This window comes from Pseudomonas shirazensis (assembly GCF_050496565.1).
GTDB lineage: Bacteria > Pseudomonadota > Gammaproteobacteria > Pseudomonadales > Pseudomonadaceae > Aquipseudomonas > Aquipseudomonas shirazensis_A.
On record NZ_JBNWAE010000011.1, the window covers coordinates 104,463 to 123,417 of the forward strand.

General features: G+C 62.8%; 20 protein-coding genes. All 20 read left to right on the plus strand.

The annotated features are described in order from the left end of the window. Positions 1 to 59: 59 nt before the first annotated feature. The 20 genes from fliE (at position 60) to flhF (ending at position 18,873) form a co-directional block, all read left to right on the plus strand. Positions 60 to 392, plus strand: a complete 333-nt coding sequence (gene fliE / locus ACQZ2L_RS17130; protein ID WP_430327088.1) for a flagellar hook-basal body complex protein FliE — start codon at positions 60 to 62, stop codon at positions 390 to 392. A 14-nt stretch (positions 393 to 406) separates the two neighbouring features. After that, the gene (fliF, locus tag ACQZ2L_RS17135; protein WP_430327089.1) at positions 407 to 2,188 is read left to right on the plus strand and encodes a flagellar basal-body MS-ring/collar protein FliF; all 1,782 of its coding nucleotides are present in this window, start codon (positions 407 to 409) and stop codon (positions 2,186 to 2,188) included. After that, a complete protein-coding gene (gene fliG, locus ACQZ2L_RS17140) occupies positions 2,181 to 3,200 on the plus strand; it encodes a flagellar motor switch protein FliG (RefSeq protein ID WP_101317844.1) in 1,020 nt (339 codons plus the stop codon). The genes fliF and fliG overlap by 8 nt, the downstream gene beginning before the upstream one ends. A 127-nt stretch (positions 3,201 to 3,327) precedes the next feature. Beyond that, on the plus strand, positions 3,328 to 4,089 hold the full coding sequence (gene fliH / locus ACQZ2L_RS17145; protein WP_430327090.1) for a flagellar assembly protein FliH: 762 nt from the start codon (positions 3,328 to 3,330) through the stop codon (positions 4,087 to 4,089). Beyond that, positions 4,079 to 5,440: a flagellar protein export ATPase FliI gene (gene fliI / locus ACQZ2L_RS17150; RefSeq protein WP_430327091.1), complete on the plus strand. Its 1,362-nt coding sequence runs from the start codon at positions 4,079 to 4,081 to the stop codon at positions 5,438 to 5,440. The genes fliH and fliI overlap by 11 nt, the downstream gene beginning before the upstream one ends. A gap of 3 nt (positions 5,441 to 5,443) precedes the next feature. Then, positions 5,444 to 5,896 (plus strand): flagellar export protein FliJ, encoded by a 453-nt coding sequence (gene fliJ, locus ACQZ2L_RS17155; protein WP_430327092.1) that lies wholly within the window; start codon positions 5,444 to 5,446, stop codon positions 5,894 to 5,896. Between the two features lie 99 nt (positions 5,897 to 5,995). Then, on the plus strand, positions 5,996 to 6,301 hold the full coding sequence (locus ACQZ2L_RS17160) for an STAS domain-containing protein (protein WP_430327093.1): 306 nt from the start codon (positions 5,996 to 5,998) through the stop codon (positions 6,299 to 6,301). A gap of 8 nt (positions 6,302 to 6,309) precedes the next feature. Then, positions 6,310 to 8,001, plus strand: a complete 1,692-nt coding sequence (locus tag ACQZ2L_RS17165) for an ATP-binding SpoIIE family protein phosphatase (protein WP_430327094.1) — start codon at positions 6,310 to 6,312, stop codon at positions 7,999 to 8,001. A gap of 41 nt (positions 8,002 to 8,042) precedes the next feature. Next, positions 8,043 to 8,390 (plus strand): Hpt domain-containing protein, encoded by a 348-nt coding sequence (locus ACQZ2L_RS17170; protein WP_430327095.1) that lies wholly within the window; start codon positions 8,043 to 8,045, stop codon positions 8,388 to 8,390. 70 nt (positions 8,391 to 8,460) lie between these two features. Next, the gene (locus ACQZ2L_RS17175; RefSeq protein ID WP_430327096.1) at positions 8,461 to 9,756 is read left to right on the plus strand and encodes a flagellar hook-length control protein FliK; all 1,296 of its coding nucleotides are present in this window, start codon (positions 8,461 to 8,463) and stop codon (positions 9,754 to 9,756) included. 161 nt (positions 9,757 to 9,917) lie between these two features. Then, a complete protein-coding gene (gene fliL, locus ACQZ2L_RS17180; protein WP_430327097.1) occupies positions 9,918 to 10,415 on the plus strand; it encodes a flagellar basal body-associated protein FliL in 498 nt (165 codons plus the stop codon). Positions 10,416 to 10,424: 9 nt separating this feature from the next. Further along, positions 10,425 to 11,393, plus strand: coding sequence for a flagellar motor switch protein FliM (gene fliM / locus ACQZ2L_RS17185; protein ID WP_314875853.1), 969 nt, complete (start codon positions 10,425 to 10,427; stop codon positions 11,391 to 11,393). A gap of 46 nt (positions 11,394 to 11,439) precedes the next feature. Then, entirely contained in the window at positions 11,440 to 11,898 is a 459-nt protein-coding gene (gene fliN, locus ACQZ2L_RS17190) for a flagellar motor switch protein FliN (protein ID WP_430327098.1), read from the plus strand. Then, positions 11,899 to 12,354 (plus strand): flagellar biosynthetic protein FliO, encoded by a 456-nt coding sequence (gene fliO / locus ACQZ2L_RS17195; RefSeq protein WP_430327099.1) that lies wholly within the window; start codon positions 11,899 to 11,901, stop codon positions 12,352 to 12,354. Next, positions 12,354 to 13,109, plus strand: a complete 756-nt coding sequence (gene fliP / locus ACQZ2L_RS17200) for a flagellar type III secretion system pore protein FliP (protein WP_103436657.1) — start codon at positions 12,354 to 12,356, stop codon at positions 13,107 to 13,109. The genes fliO and fliP overlap by 1 nt, the downstream gene beginning before the upstream one ends. 21 nt (positions 13,110 to 13,130) lie before the next feature. Beyond that, a complete protein-coding gene (gene fliQ, locus ACQZ2L_RS17205) occupies positions 13,131 to 13,400 on the plus strand; it encodes a flagellar biosynthesis protein FliQ (protein WP_101317868.1) in 270 nt (89 codons plus the stop codon). Between the two features lie 6 nt (positions 13,401 to 13,406). Next, positions 13,407 to 14,183, plus strand: a complete 777-nt coding sequence (gene fliR, locus ACQZ2L_RS17210; protein ID WP_430327100.1) for a flagellar biosynthetic protein FliR — start codon at positions 13,407 to 13,409, stop codon at positions 14,181 to 14,183. A gap of 2 nt (positions 14,184 to 14,185) precedes the next feature. Beyond that, positions 14,186 to 15,328, plus strand: a complete 1,143-nt coding sequence (gene flhB / locus ACQZ2L_RS17215; protein ID WP_430327101.1) for a flagellar biosynthesis protein FlhB — start codon at positions 14,186 to 14,188, stop codon at positions 15,326 to 15,328. Between the two features lie 93 nt (positions 15,329 to 15,421). Beyond that, on the plus strand, positions 15,422 to 17,551 hold the full coding sequence (flhA, locus tag ACQZ2L_RS17220) for a flagellar biosynthesis protein FlhA (RefSeq protein WP_430327102.1): 2,130 nt from the start codon (positions 15,422 to 15,424) through the stop codon (positions 17,549 to 17,551). Positions 17,552 to 17,562: 11 nt separating this feature from the next. After that, a complete protein-coding gene (gene flhF, locus ACQZ2L_RS17225) occupies positions 17,563 to 18,873 on the plus strand; it encodes a flagellar biosynthesis protein FlhF (RefSeq protein WP_314875843.1) in 1,311 nt (436 codons plus the stop codon). The last annotated feature ends 82 nt before the right edge of the window (positions 18,874 to 18,955 follow it).

The following is an 18,955-nucleotide window of genomic DNA, read 5'->3' on the forward strand; positions in this document are numbered from 1 at the left end:
GCACCAGCCTATCCGCTGCATGAGTGTCAAAAAAATGCGGCCGCCGGAGAGAGAAGTTCATGAGCCAAGGTGTTGAATTCAATCGTCTGATGTTGGACATGCGGTCCATGCAGGCCGATGCCATGTCCCTGCCCAAAGTGACAGCTGCGCCTGAGCTGGCGCCAGGGCAGAGCAGTTTTGCCGACATGCTCGGCCAGGCCATTGGCAAGGTCCATGAAACCCAGCAGGCTTCCAGCCAGCTCGCCAACGCGTTCGAAATTGGCAAGAGCGGCGTGGACCTGACCGACGTGATGGTTGCTTCGCAAAAAGCCTCGGTGTCATTCCAGGCGTTGACCCAGGTGCGCAACAAGCTGGTTCAGGCGTACCAGGACATCATGCAGATGCCGGTTTGAGGACTAATTGAGTCATGGCCGAAGCAGTCGTCGATAACGCCCCCGCCAAGAGCGGGCCGCCAGTGGCCAAGCCGCCGCTGTTCGGCATGTCGTTCCTGGAAAACATCTCGCGCATGCCTGCACTGCGTCAGGTCGGCCTGTTGGTCGGGCTGGCTGCCAGTGTCGCCATCGGCTTTGCCGTGGTGCTCTGGTCGCAGCAACCGGACTACCGGCCGCTGTATGGCAGCCTGGCCGGCATGGACACCAAGCAGGTCATGGAAGTGCTCGGCGCCGCCGACATCCCCTATAACGTGGAGCCCAACTCCGGCGCTCTGCTGGTCAAGGCCGACGACCTCTCCCGTGCGCGCCTGAAACTGGCAGCTGCTGGCGTTGCGCCAAGCGACGGCAACGTCGGCTTCGAGATGCTCGACAAAGAGCAGGGTCTTGGCACCAGCCAGTTCATGGAAGCGACCCGCTACCGGCGCAGCCTGGAGGGCGAGTTGGCGCGCACCGTGTCGAGCCTGAACAACGTCAAGGCCGCCCGCGTCCACCTGGCGATTCCAAAAAGCTCGGTGTTCGTGCGCGACGAGCGCAAGCCAAGTGCGTCGGTACTGGTCGAGCTCTACCCGGGCCGTGCACTGGAGCCAGGCCAGGTGATGGCGATCGTCAATCTGGTGGCGACCAGCGTCCCGGAACTGGACAAGACTCAGGTCACCGTGGTCGATCAGAAAGGCAACCTGCTCTCCGATCAACTGCAGGACTCTTCGCTGACCATGGCCGGCAAGCAGTTCGATTACAGCCGACGCATGGAAGGCATGCTCACCCAGCGTGTGCACAACATCCTGCAGCCAGTACTGGGCAATGACCGCTACAAGGCCGAAGTGTCGGCCGATGTCGACTTCAGTGCAGTCGAGTCGACCTCCGAGCAGTTCAACCCTGATCAGCCAGCCCTGCGCAGCGAACAGTCGGTGGATGAGCAGCGCACCAGCAGCCAGGGGCCGCAAGGCGTGCCGGGTGCGCTGAGCAACCAGCCACCAGCTGCCGCAGCCGCGCCGCAAAACGCTACCGCCGCGGCCACTCCTGCGGGCGCCATTCAGCCTGGCCAGCCGTTGCTGGATGCCAATGGCGCGCAGATCATGGACCCGGCCACCGGCCAGCCAATGCTTGCACCGTACCCGGCCGACAAGCGCAAGCAGTCGACCAAGAACTTCGAACTGGACCGCTCGATCAGCCATACCCGCCAGCAACAGGGCCGCCTCAGCCGCCTGTCGGTGGCCGTGGTGGTGGACGATCAGGCCAAGCTCGATGCAGCGACTGGCGAAACCACCCGCGCACCGTGGGGCGCCGAAGATCTGGCGCGCTTCACCCGCCTGGTCCAGGACGCGGTCGGCTTCGATGCCAGCCGTGGCGACAGCGTAACGGTGATCAACGTGCCGTTCGCCGCTGATCGCAGCCTGGAAATCGCCGATATCCCGTTCTACTCGCAGCCGTGGTTCTGGGACATCATGAAGCAGATGATGGGCGTGGTGTTCATTCTGGTGTTGGTATTCGGCGTATTGCGTCCGGTGCTCAACAACATCACCGGCGGTGGCAAGCAGCAGTCTGCTGCCGACGGCGACATGGAGCTGGGTGGGATGATTGGTCTGGATGGCGATCTGGCCAACGACCGTGTCAGCCTGGGTGGCCCGCAAAGCATTCTGTTGCCAAGCCCGAGTGAGGGTTATGAGGCGCAGTTGAACGCAATCAAAGGCCTGGTGGCCGAAGACCCGGGCCGTGTCGCCCAGGTCGTGAAAGAGTGGATCAACGCCGATGAGTGATAACCGAGCCGTTACCGCCAAACTGAGCCGCACCGACAAGGCCGCAATTTTGCTGCTGTCGCTGGGTGAAACCGATGCCGCGCAGGTCCTGCGCCATATGGGCCCCAAGGAAGTGCAGCGGGTCGGCGTGGCCATGGCGCAGGTGGGCAACATCCATCGCGACCAGGTCCAGCAGGTAATGAGCGAGTTCGTCGAAATCGTCGGCGAGCAGACCAGTCTTGGCGTCGGCTCCGACGGCTACATCCGCAAGATGCTCAACCAGGCCCTTGGCGAAGACAAGGCCAACGGCCTGATCGACCGCATTCTGCTCGGTGGCAACACCAGCGGCCTGGACAGCCTGAAGTGGATGGAGCCACGCGCCGTGGCCGACGTGATCCGCTTCGAGCACCCGCAGATCCAGGCCATCGTGGTGGCTTACCTGGACCCTGACCAGGCCGGTGAGGTGTTGGGCAACTTCGACCACAAGGTGCGCCTGGACATCATCCTGCGCGTATCGTCGTTGAACACCGTCCAGCCAGCGGCGCTCAAGGAGCTCAACCAGATCCTCGAGAAGCAGTTCTCGGGCAACTCCAATGCCGCGCGGACCACCCTGGGTGGTATCAAGCGGGCTGCCGATATCATGAACTTCCTCGACAGTTCGGTCGAAGGTCAGCTGATGGATTCGATCCGCGAGATCGATGGCGACCTGTCCGAGCAGATCGAAGACTTGATGTTCGTCTTCAACAACCTCGCCGATGTCGACGACCGCGGCATCCAGGCGCTGTTGCGCGAAGTGGCCTCGGACGTGTTGGTGGTGTCGCTCAAGGGCGCCGACGAGCGGGTCAAGGACAAGATCTTCAAGAACATGTCCAAGCGTGCTTCCGAGTTGCTGCGTGACGACCTCGAAGCCAAGGGCCCGGTGCGGGTCAGCGATGTCGAGACCGCGCAGAAGGAAATCCTCACCATTGCACGGCGTATGGCCGATGCCGGCGAGATCGTGCTGGGCGGCAAGGGCGCCGAAGAAATGATCTGAGCCTTGTTCAGGCTGGCGCTGAAAGGTTCGACCTCAGGCGCCAGCGCTGGCACGCTGGATTTTTCCACCGACGCGCGCGCGAGCAGGGCGTGCGTTGGCCGAACATGGTTTTTGAGAGCCCCACAGCATGTCCACCACCGAACACCCCAGCGACCTGATCCGTGCCCGCGACCTAGAAGGCGTCGACGTCTGGGCGCTGCCCAGCTTTGACCCCGCGCCTGCGCCAGCACCGGAGCCTGAGCCTGAAGTCGTCGAGCCGGAAATCGAAGAGGTGCCGCTCGATGAGGTCCAGCCGCTGACCCTCGAAGAGCTCGAAGCGATTCGTCAGGAAGCCTACAACGAAGGCTTTGCAACCGGTGAGCGCGAAGGTTTTCACAGCACCCAGCTCAAAGTCCGCCAGGAAGCCGAAGAGGCCCTCAGCGCCAAGGTGGGTGAGCTTGAACAGCTGATGGCGCATCTGCTCGAGCCGATTGCCGAGCAGGACACCCAGATCGAGCGCTCGTTGGTGCACCTGGTGGCGCACATGGCGCGGCAGGTCGTCGGCCGTGAGCTGCGCACCGATTCGAGCCAGATCACCCAGGTGCTGCGCAGCGCGCTGAAGCTGCTGCCGATGGGCGCCGACAATATTCGCATCCACCTCAATCCGCAGGACTTCGAACTGGCCAAGGCCCTGCGCGAACGTCACGAAGAGAACTGGAAAATCCTTGAAGACGAAGCGTTGCTGCCCGGTGGTTGCCGTATCGAGACCGCCCACAGCCGCATCGACGCCAGCATGGAAACCCGCATCGAGAAGGCCGTAGCGCAGCTGTTCGACCAGTTGCACGATCAGGCTCTGCATCCGGCGGCGGCCGATATCAGCCTGGACCTGGGTAGCACCGATGCGCCTTGACCGCACCAGCTTCGGCAAGCGCCTGGGCGGCTATGCCGAGGCGATCAGCCTGCCTGAGCAGCCGGTGGTCGAGGGCCGCCTGTTGCGCATGGTCGGCCTGACGCTTGAGGCCGAAGGCCTGCGCGGCGCGGTTGGCAGCCGCTGCCTGGTGATCAACGACGACAGCTATCACCCGGTGCAGGTCGAGGCCGAAGTGATGGGCTTTGCCGGCACCAAGGTGTTCCTCATGCCGGTCGGCAGCATTGCCGGGATCGCTCCGGGCGCACGGGTAGTGCCGCTGGATGACAGCGGGCGCCTGCCGATGGGCATGAGCATGCTTGGCCGGGTGCTCGATGGCGCCGGCCGGGCGCTGGATGGCAAAGGTGGGATGAAGGCCGAAGATTGGGTGCCTATCGACGGGCCGATCATCAACCCGCTCAACCGTGACCCGATCAGCCAGCCACTGGACGTCGGCATCCGCAGCATCAACGGTCTGCTCACCGTCGGCCGTGGCCAGCGCCTGGGGCTGTTCGCTGGTACTGGTGTCGGTAAGTCGGTGTTGCTGGGCATGATGACGCGCTTCACCGAAGCCGAAATCATTGTGGTCGGCCTGATCGGCGAGCGGGGGCGGGAGGTCAAGGAGTTCATCGAACATATCCTTGGTGAAGAAGGCCTCAAGCGGTCGGTCGTGGTCGCCTCACCGGCCGACGACGCGCCGCTGATGCGCCTGCGCGCTGCGATGTACTGCACGCGCATCGCTGAATACTTTCGCGACAAGGGCAAGAACGTCCTGTTGCTGATGGACTCGCTGACCCGCTTCGCTCAGGCCCAGCGGGAAATCGCCCTGGCCATCGGTGAGCCGCCGGCCACCCGCGGTTATCCGCCGTCGGTATTCGCCAAGCTGCCCAAGCTGGTCGAGCGCGCTGGTAACGGCGAGGCCGGCGGTGGCTCGATCACAGCGTTCTACACCGTGCTGTCCGAAGGTGATGACCAGCAAGACCCGATTGCCGATGCGGCGCGGGGTGTGCTCGACGGTCACTTTGTACTGTCGCGGCGCCTGGCCGAGGAAGGCCATTACCCTGCGATCGACATCGAAGCCTCGATCAGCCGGGTCATGCCGCAGGTGGTCGACCCCGATCACCTGCGCCAGGCGCAGAAATTCAAGCAGTTGTGGTCGCGCCTGTCACAAAGCCGCGACTTGATCAGCGTGGGTGCCTATGTGGCCGGCGGTGACCCGGAGACCGACCTGGCGATTGCCTTGCAGGCGCGCCTGGTCGGCTTCCTGCGTCAGGGTCTGGACGAAAACGTCAGCGGCACGCAGAGCCGCGAGCAGCTGGCCGGCGTGTTTGCCACGCCCACAGGCGGTGGCTAAACCATGAGCACGCCGAGCCGTGCCGCGCGCCTGGCGCCGGTTGTAAGCATTGCCGAAGAGGCTGAGCGCAAGGCGGTGCAGCGCCTTGGCCACTTCCAGCAACAGGTGGCCCAGGCCCAGGCCAAGCTGGCCGAACTCGAGCGTTTTCGCGAAGACTATCAACTGCAGTGGATCAACCGTGGCGGGCAGGGCGTCAACGGCAGTTGGTTGCTCAACTATCAGCGCTTTCTGGCCCAGCTCGAGACCGCCATGACTCAGCAGCGGCAGAGCCTGGCCTGGCACCAGAGCAACCTGAACAATGCCCGTGCCACCTGGCAGCAGGCTTACGCTCGGGTCGAGGGCTTGCGCAAGCTGGTGCAGCGCTACATGGACGAGGCGCGCCGGCTTGAAGACAAGCGCGAGCAAAAGCTGCTGGACGAGCTGTCCCAGCGCCTGCCGCGACCCAGCGCTTATTGAGGCATTCGCCGGGTTTGTTGACGCTTGCGCTTGCAACTTTCCGGCGCGTCTTCTAAACCTTCTGAAGCTGCATCCGCCATCATCGAAGGAATCGCTAGCATGGCAGTGGAACCTACGCTTTCCCCCGACGGCAAGAAGCTGACGATTGCGATCAAGGGCCGTTTTGATTTTGCCAAGCATCAGGCGTTTCGCGAGGCTTACGAGCGGCAGAACGGCCGGATCGAGCAGGTCGTGGTCGACCTGAGTGAGGCGACCTATCTGGACAGCTCCGCGCTGGGCATGTTGCTGCTGCTGCGCGACCACGTCGGCGGTGACGACTCTGACGTGCGAGTGATATCGGCCAATTCGGACGTGCGCAAGATCCTGGCGATTTCCAACTTCGACAAACTGTTCGACATCAGTTGACTGCGGTCATGCCGGGTGAGGCCACCTTGCAGGTGCTGATTGCCGAAGATGGCGCTGCCGACCGCCTGTTGCTGGCGCAGATCGTGCGCCGCCAGGGGCATCAGGTGCTGACGGCGGAAAACGGTGCCGAGGCGGTGGCGCTGTTTCGCCAGCACCGACCGCAGTTGGTCCTGCTCGATGCCTTGATGCCGGTCATGGATGGCTTCGAGGCTGCGCGGCAGATCAAGGCGCTGGCCGGCGAGACCCTGGTGCCGATCATCTTTCTCACGTCGCTGAGCGAGGAGCAGGCGCTGGTGCGCTGCCTTGAAGCCGGTGGCGATGACTTCATCGCCAAACCCTACAGCGCGGTGATCCTGGCGGCCAAGATCGGCGCCATGGAGCGCCTGCACAGGTTGCAGGCCAAGGTCCTCGAGCAGCGCGACGAAATAGCCCTGCACCATCAGCATCTGCTCAACGAGCAGCGTGTGGCCAAGGCGGTATTCGACAAAGTTGCCCACACCGGCTGCCTGCAGGCGCCGAACATCCGCTATCTGCAGTCGCCTTTTGCCCTGTTCAATGGCGACCTGCTGTTGGCGGCGTACACGCCGTCGGGTGACCTGCATGTGCTGCTGGGTGATTTTACCGGGCATGGGCTGCCCGCAGCAGTCGGCGCCATGCCGCTGGCAGAGGCGTTTTATGGCATGACCGGCAAGGGCTATGGCCTGGCGCAGACGCTGCGCGAAATGAACGCCAAGCTCAAACGCATCCTGCCGGTAGACATGTTTTGCTGTGCGTTGCTGCTGAACATCAGCTACCAGCGCGGTACGGTCGAGTTCTGGGGCGGCGGCATGCCCGATGGTTACCATCTGGCGGCCAGCGGCGAATTGCTGGCGACCTTGCCGTCCAACCAGCTACCGCTGGGGGTGCTGGCCCCGGAACGTTTCGATGACCGTACCCAGGTGATGCCGCTGGCGCCAGGTGAACGGCTGTTGTTGCTGTCCGATGGAGTGATCGAAACCAGCAACGCCGGTGGGCAGTTGTTTGGGGTGGAGCGTCTGCAGCGGGTGATCGCGTGTAACCGCACCCCCGCGCTGTTGTTCGATGAGTTGCTGCAAGCGTTGCAAGGGTTTGGCGGGCGCGCTCGAGATGATGTCAGCCTGTGTGATATCTGCATGCTCGAGCCGGCCGCGGATTTACCCGCTAATGCCGGCCATGGCGACGGGGGGCGCAGCAGCCCGCTCGATTGGTCGCTAGGCTTCGAACTGCGCGGCGAGACATTGCGGCTAGTCAATCCGGTCCCGCAACTGCTGCAGCTGCTGCAGGAAATCCATGGCCTGCGACCGCTTGCCGGACAGTTGCACAGCGTCTTTGCCGAGCTCTACACCAATGCCCTGGAACATGGCGTGCTCGGCCTTGATTCAGCTCTCAAGGGCGATGCGGCGGGGTTTGCGGAGTTTTACCGGTTGCGCGGTGAGCGACTGGCACGACAGGTGGATGGTTACATTCGGATAGATCTCAAGGTTGAACCCTGGGAGCGAGGAGGGCGTCTGATCATCGAAATCCGTGACAGCGGTGACGGCTTCGATGTCGAGCGGGTGCTGGCAAGGCTGCCACGCCAGGATGCCTTCAGTGGGCGTGGAATACATCTGGTGCGACGGCTGAGTCAGGATGCACAATGGATCGAGGGCGGTCGATGCGCCAAGGTGGAGGTGCTCTGGTGAGCACGCTGCCAGGCTCAGCCGCCTCAACAGGGAGTGAACAGATGATGGAGATGCACATCGATCAGCGGGTCCTGCGTGACTTGCAGGACGTCATGGAGGGTGGTTATCAGCAACTTCTGGAGATCTTTCTGGAAGACTCCGAGCGGCGCCTGAGCCAATTGCATGGCGCGCGAAATGCCAGTGAGTTGGGCATGGCCGCGCACAGCTTCAAGGGCAGCAGCAGCAACATGGGTGCGGTCGGCCTTGCCGCCCTGTGCCAGCAGCTGGAAGAGCGGGTCAAACAGACGCCGGCTTATGGTGTCGAAGATCTGGTCAACCGCATAGACTCCGAATACCGTCAGGTCAAATGCTTCTACCTGCTTGAATGTGAGCGCGTTTCCGGCAGTTGAGAAAAACTGGCGCGAGTCTTGCTTGTCTCTGAGCAGACGATTTTGACGCCTGCCGGCGCGGAGACCCTCGATGCCTGTCGCACCCAACCCACTGATCCAAGTCAGCACCCCCGTCAAGCAGTCCCGGGTCGGCGCCGACAAGCCCTCTGCCGCCGCGTTTGCGCAGGATAAAGGCTTTGATCAAGTGATGGCAAAGCAGGCCCGCGACAGTGTCGGTCAACGTGACGACAAGGTGGCCCAGGCCAAGCCCAAGGACAAGCCTGACGCGGCCTCGGCCGGCAAGGCCGAGCCAAAAGACAAGCCTGCGGTTGCCGCCGACGGCAATACCTTGCCAGCCAGCGACGCCGCGCAGCACGCGGATGCCGGCAGCGAAGGTGATGACAAGGCTTCTGTGGATGCCAGCCTGGTTGCCGGTCAGGTTACCGACGCCCCGGCGGGCGCACAGTTGATTCAGGCCCAGGCGCAAGCGATTGCTCCTGTCTTGCAGGCGGGTGTGCCGGTAACTGCCGCGCCGCAACCTGGCGAGCCGGGCGAGGCTGTATTCGATCCTGAAGCGGACGCCTTGGCCGGTCTGCCAAGCCTGCGCTTTGCGCTTGAGCACAGCGCGCAGGCCAAAGGCACGACCTCGGCGCATGCGGCCAACCCGTCAGAAACCGGCAAGGCACCTGCAGATGGCAATCAGGCTGCCGTCAATACCTTGGCGAACGTGGTCGAAAAAGGCGAGCACGAGGGCGGCAACTCCCAGTCAGGCCACAAAGCCTTCGGCAGCCTGATCGAGGACGGCCTTAAAGACATCAAGAGCGCCAGCAGTGATACCCGTGTCGACAACTTTGCCGACCGCCTGGCCACGCTGACCCAGGCCGCCACCGCCAAGACCGCCAATGCCGTGCCGGTCAACCCCAGCCCGCTGCAACAGCCGTTGGCGATGAACCAGGGCGCCTGGACCGAAGGCCTGGTCAACCGGGTCATGTACTTGTCGAGCCAGAACCTCAAATCGGCGGATATCCAGCTCGAGCCGGCCGAGCTTGGCCGCTTGGACATCCGCGTCAATATTGCCACCGATCAGGCCGCGCAGATTACCTTCGTCAGTGGTCACGCTGGTGTGCGTGACAGCCTCGACAGCCAGTTGCACCGTCTGCGCGAGTTGTTTGCACAGCAGGGCCTGGCCCAGCCTGACGTCAACGTTGCCGACCAGTCCCGCGGTCAGCAACAGCAGGCGCAGCAGGAGGCGTCGCAGTTGTCCGGCGTGGCCGCGCGACGCGGCCCGGCCGCTGAGTCCGGTGAGCAGGGCGAGCTGAGCGAGGTTTCACGCGCGGCCGAGCAGCAAGTGGTGATCGGCGATAGCGCAGTCGATTACTACGCTTGACCCAGCATTTGCTGATCCCGGACGCCGGGCCAGTCTGCCGTCACTCTGTTGGGTGACGACGGGCGGGCCCGGCGTTTTCTCTGCCTTGCCATATCTGGCATAACACTTGCTCAAGCCACGTCATCCACCTACGAACCCCTGATGGACGACGGATTATTGGCATGGCGAAGAGCGAAGCAGTGAAAGACCCCGCCGCAAAAGGCAAACTCAAGTTGATCCTGCTGTTGGTAGTGGCGCTGCTGCTGGCGGTTGGCCTGTCGGTGGGCGCTACCTGGTTCATCATGCACAAGAGCGACGCAGCGCCGGTCGCTGACCCGGCCCTGGCCAACGTCAAGCCGGCAGCGATCTATGAGCCGCTGGCGCCGGCCTTTGTGGTCAATTTCAACCAGAACGGCCGTCAGCGCTACATGCAGGTCAGCATCACCTTGCAAGGCCGTAACCAGGCTGACATCGACGCACTCAAGGTGCACATGCCGGTGATCCGCAACAACCTGGTGATGATGTTCTCGGGACAAGGCTTCGACACCCTGGCCAGCAGTTCGGTAGGCCAGGAAATGCTGCGCCAGAAAGCCACTGCGGTGGTCCAGGAAGTGGCGCAGAAAGAAGTCGGCAAACCGGTCATCGACCAGTTGCTGTTCACCAACTTCGTGTTGCAGTAGGAGTCCGTAATGGCCGTACAGGACCTGCTGTCCCAGGATGAGATCGATGCGCTGCTGCATGGCGTCGACGATGGCCTGGTACAGACCGAAAGTGCTGCCGAACCCGGCAGCATCAAAAGCTACGACCTGACCAGCCAGGATCGGATCGTGCGCGGGCGCATGCCGACCCTGGAAATGATCAACGAGCGCTTTGCCCGCTACACCCGGATCAGCATGTTCAACCTGCTGCGCCGCTCCGCCGATGTGGCGGTGGGCGGCGTGCAGGTGATGAAGTTCGGCGAGTACATCCATTCGCTGTACGTGCCCACCAGCCTCAATCTGGTCAAGATCAAGCCGTTGCGCGGCACCTCGTTGTTCATTCTCGACGCCAAACTGGTGTTCAAGCTGGTCGACAACTTCTTTGGCGGCGACGGGCGTCACGCCAAGATCGAAGGTCGCGAGTTCACCCCGACCGAGCTGCGCGTGGTGCGCATGGTCCTGGATCAGTGCTTCGTCGACCTCAAGGAAGCCTGGCAGGCGATCATGCCCGTCAACTTCGAGTACATAAACTCCGAGGTCAACCCGGCCATGGCCAACATCGTTGGCCCTAGCGAAGCGGTGGTGGTGTCGACCTTCCACATCGAGCTCGATGGCGGCGGCGGTGACCTGCACGTGACCATGCCGTACTCGATGATCGAGCCGGTGCGCGAGATGCTCGACGCGGGCTTCCAGTCCGACCTCGACGATCAGGACGAGCGCTGGGTCAAGGCTTTGCGCGAGGACGTGCTCGATGTCAGCGTGCCGGTCACCGCCACGGTTGCCCGCCGCCAGCTGAAACTGCGCGACATCCTGCACATGCAGCCGGGCGATGTGATCCCGGTAGAGCTGCCCGAGCACCTTGTGCTGCGCGCCAATGGCGTGCCGTCGTTCAAGGCGCGGCTGGGCTCGCACAAGGGCAATCTGGCCCTGCAGATCATCGATCCGATCGAGCGCCGCTGACGGCGTGCCGGTCGCAACCCCGAATTGAATGCTTGTCGAGGACACTATGGCTAACGAAAACGAAATCACCTCTGCCGAGGACCAAGCCCTGGCCGATGAATGGGCCGCAGCGCTGGAAGAAACCGGTGATGCCGGCCAGTCCGACATCGATGCCCTGCTGGCCGCCGACACTGGCGGCGCCGGGCGTTTGCCGATGGAAGAGTTCGCCAGCTCGCCCAAGCCCAATGAAAACGTCAGCCTCGAAGGGCCGAACCTGGATGTGATCCTCGACATCCCGGTGAGCATTTCGATGGAAGTCGGCAGCACCGACATCAACATCCGCAACCTGCTGCAGCTCAACCAGGGTTCGGTGATCGAGCTCGACCGCCTCGCCGGTGAGCCGCTGGATGTGCTGGTCAACGGCACCCTGATCGCCCATGGCGAAGTGGTCGTGGTCAACGAGAAGTTCGGCATCCGCCTGACCGACGTGATCAGCCCTAGCGAACGCATCAAGAAGCTGCGCTGAGTGAAGGCTGTGATACGCGCTGTGGCCGCTGTCGCCACGCTGCTGGTCAGCGAAGTGGTGGTTGCTTCGCAAGCGCCTGCTGCTGCCCCGGTTACCGCCGCGACACCGCCAGGTGGTCTGGGCGGGCAACTGGCGCAGATGGTCTTTGGCTTGTTGCTGGTGGTTGGCCTGATCTTCGCGCTGGCCTGGCTGCTGCGGCGCATGCAGGGCGCCGCGCCGCGCGGTGGCCAGGTGATCGAGATCATCGGCAGCCGTACCATCGGCCCGCGTGATCGGCTGTTGCTGGTGCAGGTCGGCAAGGAACAGGTTCTGCTCGGGCACAGCCCAGGCAGCATCAAGGCCTTGCATGTGCTGGCCGAGCCGGTCGAGGTGCCTGCCAGTGCCCGCCCGGCGACCCCAGAGTTCGCCCAGCGGCTGTTGGAGCTGATGGGCAAGGATCAGAAGGACACCAAGTGATGACCGGCGCCGTGCGCATGCTGTTGACCCTGGCGCTGCTGCTGGCCGCGCCGCTGGCCCTGGCCGCCGACCCGCTGTCGATCCCTGCCATTACCCTGTCCAGTGGCGCCGACGGCCAGCAGGAGTATTCGGTCAGCCTGCAGATCCTGATGATCATGACGGCGCTGAGCTTCATTCCAGCGTTTGTCATCCTCATGACCAGCTTCACCCGCATCATCATCGTCTTTTCGATCCTGCGCCAGGCCCTTGGCTTGCAGCAGACGCCATCGAATCAGGTGCTTACCGGCATGGCCCTGTTCCTGACCCTGTTCATCATGGCGCCGGTATTCGACAAGGTGAACAAGGACGCCCTGCAGCCGTACCTGAGCGAGCAGATGACTGCCCAGCAGGCCATCGACAAGGCCCAGGGGCCGCTCAAGGACTTCATGCTGGCGCAGACCCGGCAGAGCGACCTGGACATGTTCGTGCGCCTGTCCAAGCGCACCGACATTGCCAGCCCCGAGCAGGCGCCGCTGACCATTCTGGTGCCGGCGTTCGTGACCTCGGAGCTGAAGACCGCGTTCCAGATCGGTTTCATGATCTTCATCCCGTTCCTGATCATCGACATGGTGGTCGCCAGCGTGCTGATGGCGATGGGTATGATGATGCTGTCGCCGCTGATCATTTCGCTGCCGTTCAAGATCATGCTGTTTGTGCTGGTCGATGGCTGGGCACTGATCATGGGCACCCTGGCCGGTAGTTTCGGTGGCCTCTGACACCGTCAAGGAGAGCGTGGCATGACCCCAGAAGTTGCCGTTGACCTATTCCGTGATGCGCTCTGGCTGACCGCCCTGATGGTCGCCGTGCTGGTGGTGCCGAGCCTGCTGGTGGGCCTGGTGGTGGCGATGTTCCAGGCTGCGACCCAGATCAACGAACAGACCCTGAGCTTTCTGCCGCGCCTGCTGGTGATGCTGGTGACGCTGATCGTGGTCGGGCCGTGGCTGGTGACCAAGTTCATGGAATACATGCTTGGTCTGTACACCAGCATTCCGCAGTTGATCGGTTAGCCGGCGATGCTGGAGCTTACCGACGCGCAGATCGGCACCTGGGTCGCGACCTTCATGCTGCCCTTGTTCCGCGTGACTGCGCTGATGATGACCATGCCCATTTTCGGCACCAAGATGCTGCCGGCGCGGGTGCGCCTGTACGCCGCGCTGGCGATCACCGTGGCCATCGTGCCGGGGTTGCCGCCAATGCCGGAGTTCGACCCGCTGAGCCTGCGCGGGCTGATGCTGTGCGGTGAGCAGATCCTGGTGGGTGCGCTGTTCGGTTTCTCTTTGCAGATGCTGTTCCAGGCGTTTGTCATCGCCGGGCAGATAGTCGCGATCCAGATGGGGATGGCATTCGCCTCGATGGTCGACCCGGTCAACGGCGTCAACGTGGCGGTGGTCAGCCAGTTCATGACCATGCTGGTGAGCATCCTGTTTCTGCTGATGAATGGCCACCTGGTGGTGTTCGAGGTGCTCAGCGAAAGCTTTACCACTTTGCCGGTCGGCAATGCCCTGGTTGTCCAGCACTTCTGGGAAATAGCCGGGCGCCTGAGCTGGGTATTTGGCGCCGGGGTGCTGTTGATTCTGCCAGTGGTCACTGCGCTGCTGGTGGTCAACGTGTCGTTTGGCGTAATGACCCGTGCGGCGCCGCAGTTGAACATCTTTTCGATCGGTTTTCCGCTGACGCTGGTGCTCGGCCTTGGCCTGTTCTGGGTCGGCCTGGCCGACATCCTCTCGCATTACCAGGCACTGGCCAGCGAAGCGCTGCAGTGGCTGCGTGATCTGGCCCGGGCGCGCTGAGCATGGCAGAAAGCGAGAGCGGTCAGGACAAGACGGAAGACCCCACCGACAAGCGCAAGAGCGACTCGCGCAAGAAAGGTGAGATAGCCCGTTCCAAGGAACTCAACACGGTGGCGGTGACCTTGGCTGGCGCCGGTGGTCTGTTGGTGTTCGGCGGTCACATGGCCGACACCTTGATGGACCTGATGCGGATCAACTTCTCGCTGTCGCGCGAGGTGTTGATCGACGAGCGCTCGATGGGCCTGTTTCTGCTGGCATCTGGCAAGAAAGCGCTGTGGGCAGCGCAGCCGTTGTTGATCATGCTGTTCGTGATCGCCTTCGTAGCGCCGATCGTGCTCGGCGGCTTCATCTTCTCCGGCAGCCTGCTGCAACCCAAATTCAGCCGGATGAACCCGTTGTCCGGGATCAAGCGGATGTTCTCGCTCAATGCGCTGACCGAACTGCTCAAAGCGATGGCCAAGTTCGTGCTGATCCTGTTTGTGGGCTGGATGGTGCTGCTCAATGACCGCATAGCGCTGTTGTCCATTGCCAACGAGTCGCTGGAGCAAGCGATCATCCACAGCGCGGTGGTCGTGGGCTGGAGTGCATTGTGGGTCTCGGCAGGGCTGCTGCTGATCGCGGCGGCAGACGTGCCGTTCCAGCTCTGGCAGACGCAGAAAAAGCTCAAGATGACCAAGCAGGAAGTGCGCGACGAGCACAAGGATTCCGACGGTAAACCCGAGGTCAAGCAGCGTATCCGACAACTGCAGCGAGAGGTCTCGCAGCGGCGCATGATGGCGGCGATCCCTGACGCCGACGTGATCATCACCAACCCGACTCACTACGCCGTTGCCCTGCAATACGACCCGGAGAAGGGTGGCGCGGCGCCCTTGCTGCTTGCCAAAGGCAGCGACTTCATCGCGCTCAAGATCCGCGAGATCGGCGCTGCACACAACGTGCAGATTCTCGAGTCGCCGGAGCTGGCGCGGGCGATCTACTACTCCACCGAGATCGAGCAGGAAATCCCAGCCGGCCTGTACCTGGCGGTAGCCCAGGTGCTGGCGTTCGTCTTCCAGGTCCGCCAGCACCGTGCCGGCAAGGGCAAACGCCCTGATCCGCTGAACAAAGACCTGCCGATCCCGGACGATCTGCGCCGCGACAGCTGATCGCAGGCATCGGTTGGCAAAGTTGGACAGCTTCTTGCAAAGGCAGCGCAGGCGCTCTACAGGCGTCAAAGTTTTGCTTGAAGAGGAATCGCGGTGGATCGCAGTCAGTTAATCAGCAACGCGCGCAGCAACCTGACCGGACTCGGCCGGGGCAACCTGGGTGTGCCGTTGTTGCTGTTGGTGATGTTGGCAATGATGATGTTGCCGATCCCGCCGTTCCTGCTCGACGTGTTCTTCACCTTCAACATCGCCCTGTCGCTGGTGGTGCTGCTGGTCTGCGTATATGCCCTGCGGCCGCTGGACTTCGCCGCGTTCCCGACCATCCTGCTGGTAGCAACGCTGTTGCGCCTGGCGCTGAACGTCGCCTCGACCCGCGTGGTGCTGCTGCACGGCCACGAGGGCCACGGCTCGGCGGGCAAGGTGATCCAGGCCTTTGGTGAGGTGGTGATCGGCGGCAACTACGTGGTCGGTGCCGTGGTGTTCGCCATCCTCATGATCATCAACTTCGTGGTGGTGACCAAGGGTGCCGGGCGTATCTCTGAAGTCAGCGCGCGCTTCACCCTCGATGCCATGCCCGGCAAACAGATGGCGATCGACGCCGACCTCAACGCCGGCCTGATCGATCAGGGCCAGGCCAAGGCGCGCCGCGCCGAAGTCGCCCAGGAAGCCGAGTTCTACGGCTCTATGGACGGTGCGAGCAAGTTCGTGCGCGGTGACGCCATTGCCGGCCTGCTGATCCTGTTCATCAACCTCATCGGCGGCGTGCTGATCGGTATCCTCTCGCATGGCATGTCCGGCGGGGAGGCCGGTAAGGTCTACGCGTTGCTCACCATCGGTGACGGTTTGGTGGCGCAGTTGCCATCCTTGCTGTTGTCCACCGCCGCCGCAATCATGGTGACGCGCGCCTCGGGCTCCGAGGACATGGGCAAGCTGATCAACCGGCAGATGTTCGACTCGCCAAAAGCCTTGGGCGTGTCGGCCGGCATCATGATCGTCATGGGCCTGGTGCCGGGGATGCCGCATGTGGCCTTCCTCAGCCTCGGTGTGCTGGCGGCGGGTGGTGCCTACCTGGTCTGGCGCAAGCAGCAGGTCAACAAGGCCAAGGCCCTGGAAGAAGTGCAGCGCCAGCAGGATCTGCTGCCGTCGCCGCAGCGCGCGATGGACACCAAGGAGCTGGGCTGGGATGACGTTACCCCGATCGATATGATCGGCCTGGAAGTGGGCTACCGGCTGATCCCGCTGGTCGACCGCAACCAGGGCGGCCAGTTGCTGGCGCGGATCAAGGGCGTGCGCAAGAAGCTCTCGCAGGATCTGGGCTTCCTCATGCCGACCGTACACATCCGCGACAACCTCGACCTGCAGCCAAGTGCCTATCGCCTGACCCTGATGGGTGTAATCCTTGCGGAAGCCGAGATTTACCCGGACCGCGAGCTTGCGATCAACCCAGGCCAGGTGTTCGGTACCCTCAATGGTATCGCTGCACGTGACCCGGCGTTTGGCCTGGAGGCGGTGTGGATCGACATCGGCCAGCGCGCGCAGGCGCAGTCACTGGGCTACACCGTGGTCGATGCCAGCACCGTAGTGGCGACCCACTTGAACCAGATTCTGCAAAAGCACTGCCACGAACTGATCGGTCACGAAGAAGTCCAACAACTGTTGCAGGTGCTGGCCAAAGCCTCGCCGAAGCTGGCCGAAGAATTGGTGCCTGGTGTCATTTCCTTGTCGGGGCTGCTCAAGGTCCTGCAAGCGCTGCTCTCCGAGCAAGTGCCGGTACGCGATATCCGCAGCATTGCCGAAGCTATCGCCAACAACGCTGGCAAGAGTCAAGATAATGCCGCGCTGGTTGCCGCAGTGCGCGTCGGATTGTGTCGCGCCATCGTGCAAAGCATTGTCGGCGTTGAGTCCGAGCTGCCTGTTATCACCTTGGAGCCAAGGTTGGAACAGATTTTGCTCAATAGTCTGCAAAGGGCCGGGCAAGGTCAGGAAGATGGTGTTCTTCTTGAGCCGAGCATGGCCGAAAAGCTACAGCGTTCGCTTATCGAAGCGGCCCAGCGTCAGGAGATGCAAGGTCAGCCAGCTATCCTTCTGGTAGCCGGCCCGATTCGGGCAATGCTGTCGCGCTTCGGCCGCCTGGCTGTACCGAATTTGCATGTTTTGGCGTATCAGGAAATACCTGACAACAAGCAAGTCACCATCGTTGCCACCGTGGGCCCGAACGGCTGAGGTAGTGGAGTATGCAAGTTAAGCGTTTTTTCGCCGCAGATATGCGTCAGGCCATGAAGCTGGTCCGCGATGAGCTTGGCTCCGATGCCGCTATCATCGGTAACCGGCGCATCGCCGGCGGCGTCGAGCTGACCGCTGCGCTGGACTACAAGCTGTCGGCGCTGGCGCCACGGGTGCCCAACCCTGAGCTTGAAGACGAGCTGCGCAAGACCCAGTCGCGCATCGCAACCGCCCAGGCCGAACTGAGCAGCCGCAGCGATGCCGATGACGGCAACCGTCAGTTGTTTGCCGGCCTCTCGCTGACCGCTTCCGAGCCGTTGGTCGAGCCGCACGTTGATCAGCCCGCCGCCCCGGCTGCACCGGCAGTGGCGCCGGTTGATCCGCGCCTGTTCGATGCCATGCGCTCGGAGCTGTCCGGCCTGCGTGAACTGCTCGAAGTACAGCTCGGCTCGCTTGCCTGGAGCCAGTTGCAAGGCAGCAAGCCGCTGCAGGCCAACCTCTGGCGGCGCCTGCAGCGTGTCGGCCTGACCGGTGCGCTGGCCCGTGAACTGCTTGACCTGACCGGTGAAATCGACGAGCCGCGGCAAGCCTGGCGGATGATCCTCGCGCACCTGGCGCGAATGATCGATGTACCCGAGATCGAACCGATCGAGGAGGGCGGGGTAATTGCCATGGTCGGCCCGGCCGGCATGGGCAAGACCACCACCCTGGCCAAGCTGGCAGCGCGTTATGTGCTCAAGTACGGCGCGCAGAACCTGGCGCTGGTGAGCATGGACAGCTTCCGTATCGGCGCTCAGGAGCAGCTCAAGACCCTGGGCCGCATCCTCAACGTGTCGGTGACCTATGTCGACCCGGGCGAGTCCCTCGCCCAGGCCCTGGAGCCGCTGCTGCGCAAGCGTGTGGTGCTGATCGATACCGCTGGCCTGCAGGCCAGTGATCCGGCCCTGCGCATGCAGCTGGAGACGCTTGCCGGGCGCGGTATCGCTTCGAAGAATTATCTGGTCCTGGCAACTACCAGCCAGAAACAGGTGCTGACCGCCGCTTATCACAGCTACAAGCGCTGTGGCCTGGCTGGCTGCATCCTGACCAAGCTTGATGAAACTGCCTGTCTCGGTGAAGTACTGAGCCTGGCGATCAGTCATGAACTGCCCGTGGCCTATCTCACCGATGGCCCGCGTATTCCTGACGACCTGCACCTGCCGCGCAAGCACCAACTGGTCAGCCGCGCCGTCAGCGTGCAAATGCAGGAAGACCCCAGCGAAGAGGCCATGGCCGATATGTTCGCTGATCTGTACCACAACTCAGGCAAACGCGTGGGTTGAGGATGAACACAATGCAAAGTACCTACAGCAAGGGCTTCAATCACAGCCCTCCATGTGGCCTCGGTTCAAGCGCGACAAGGTA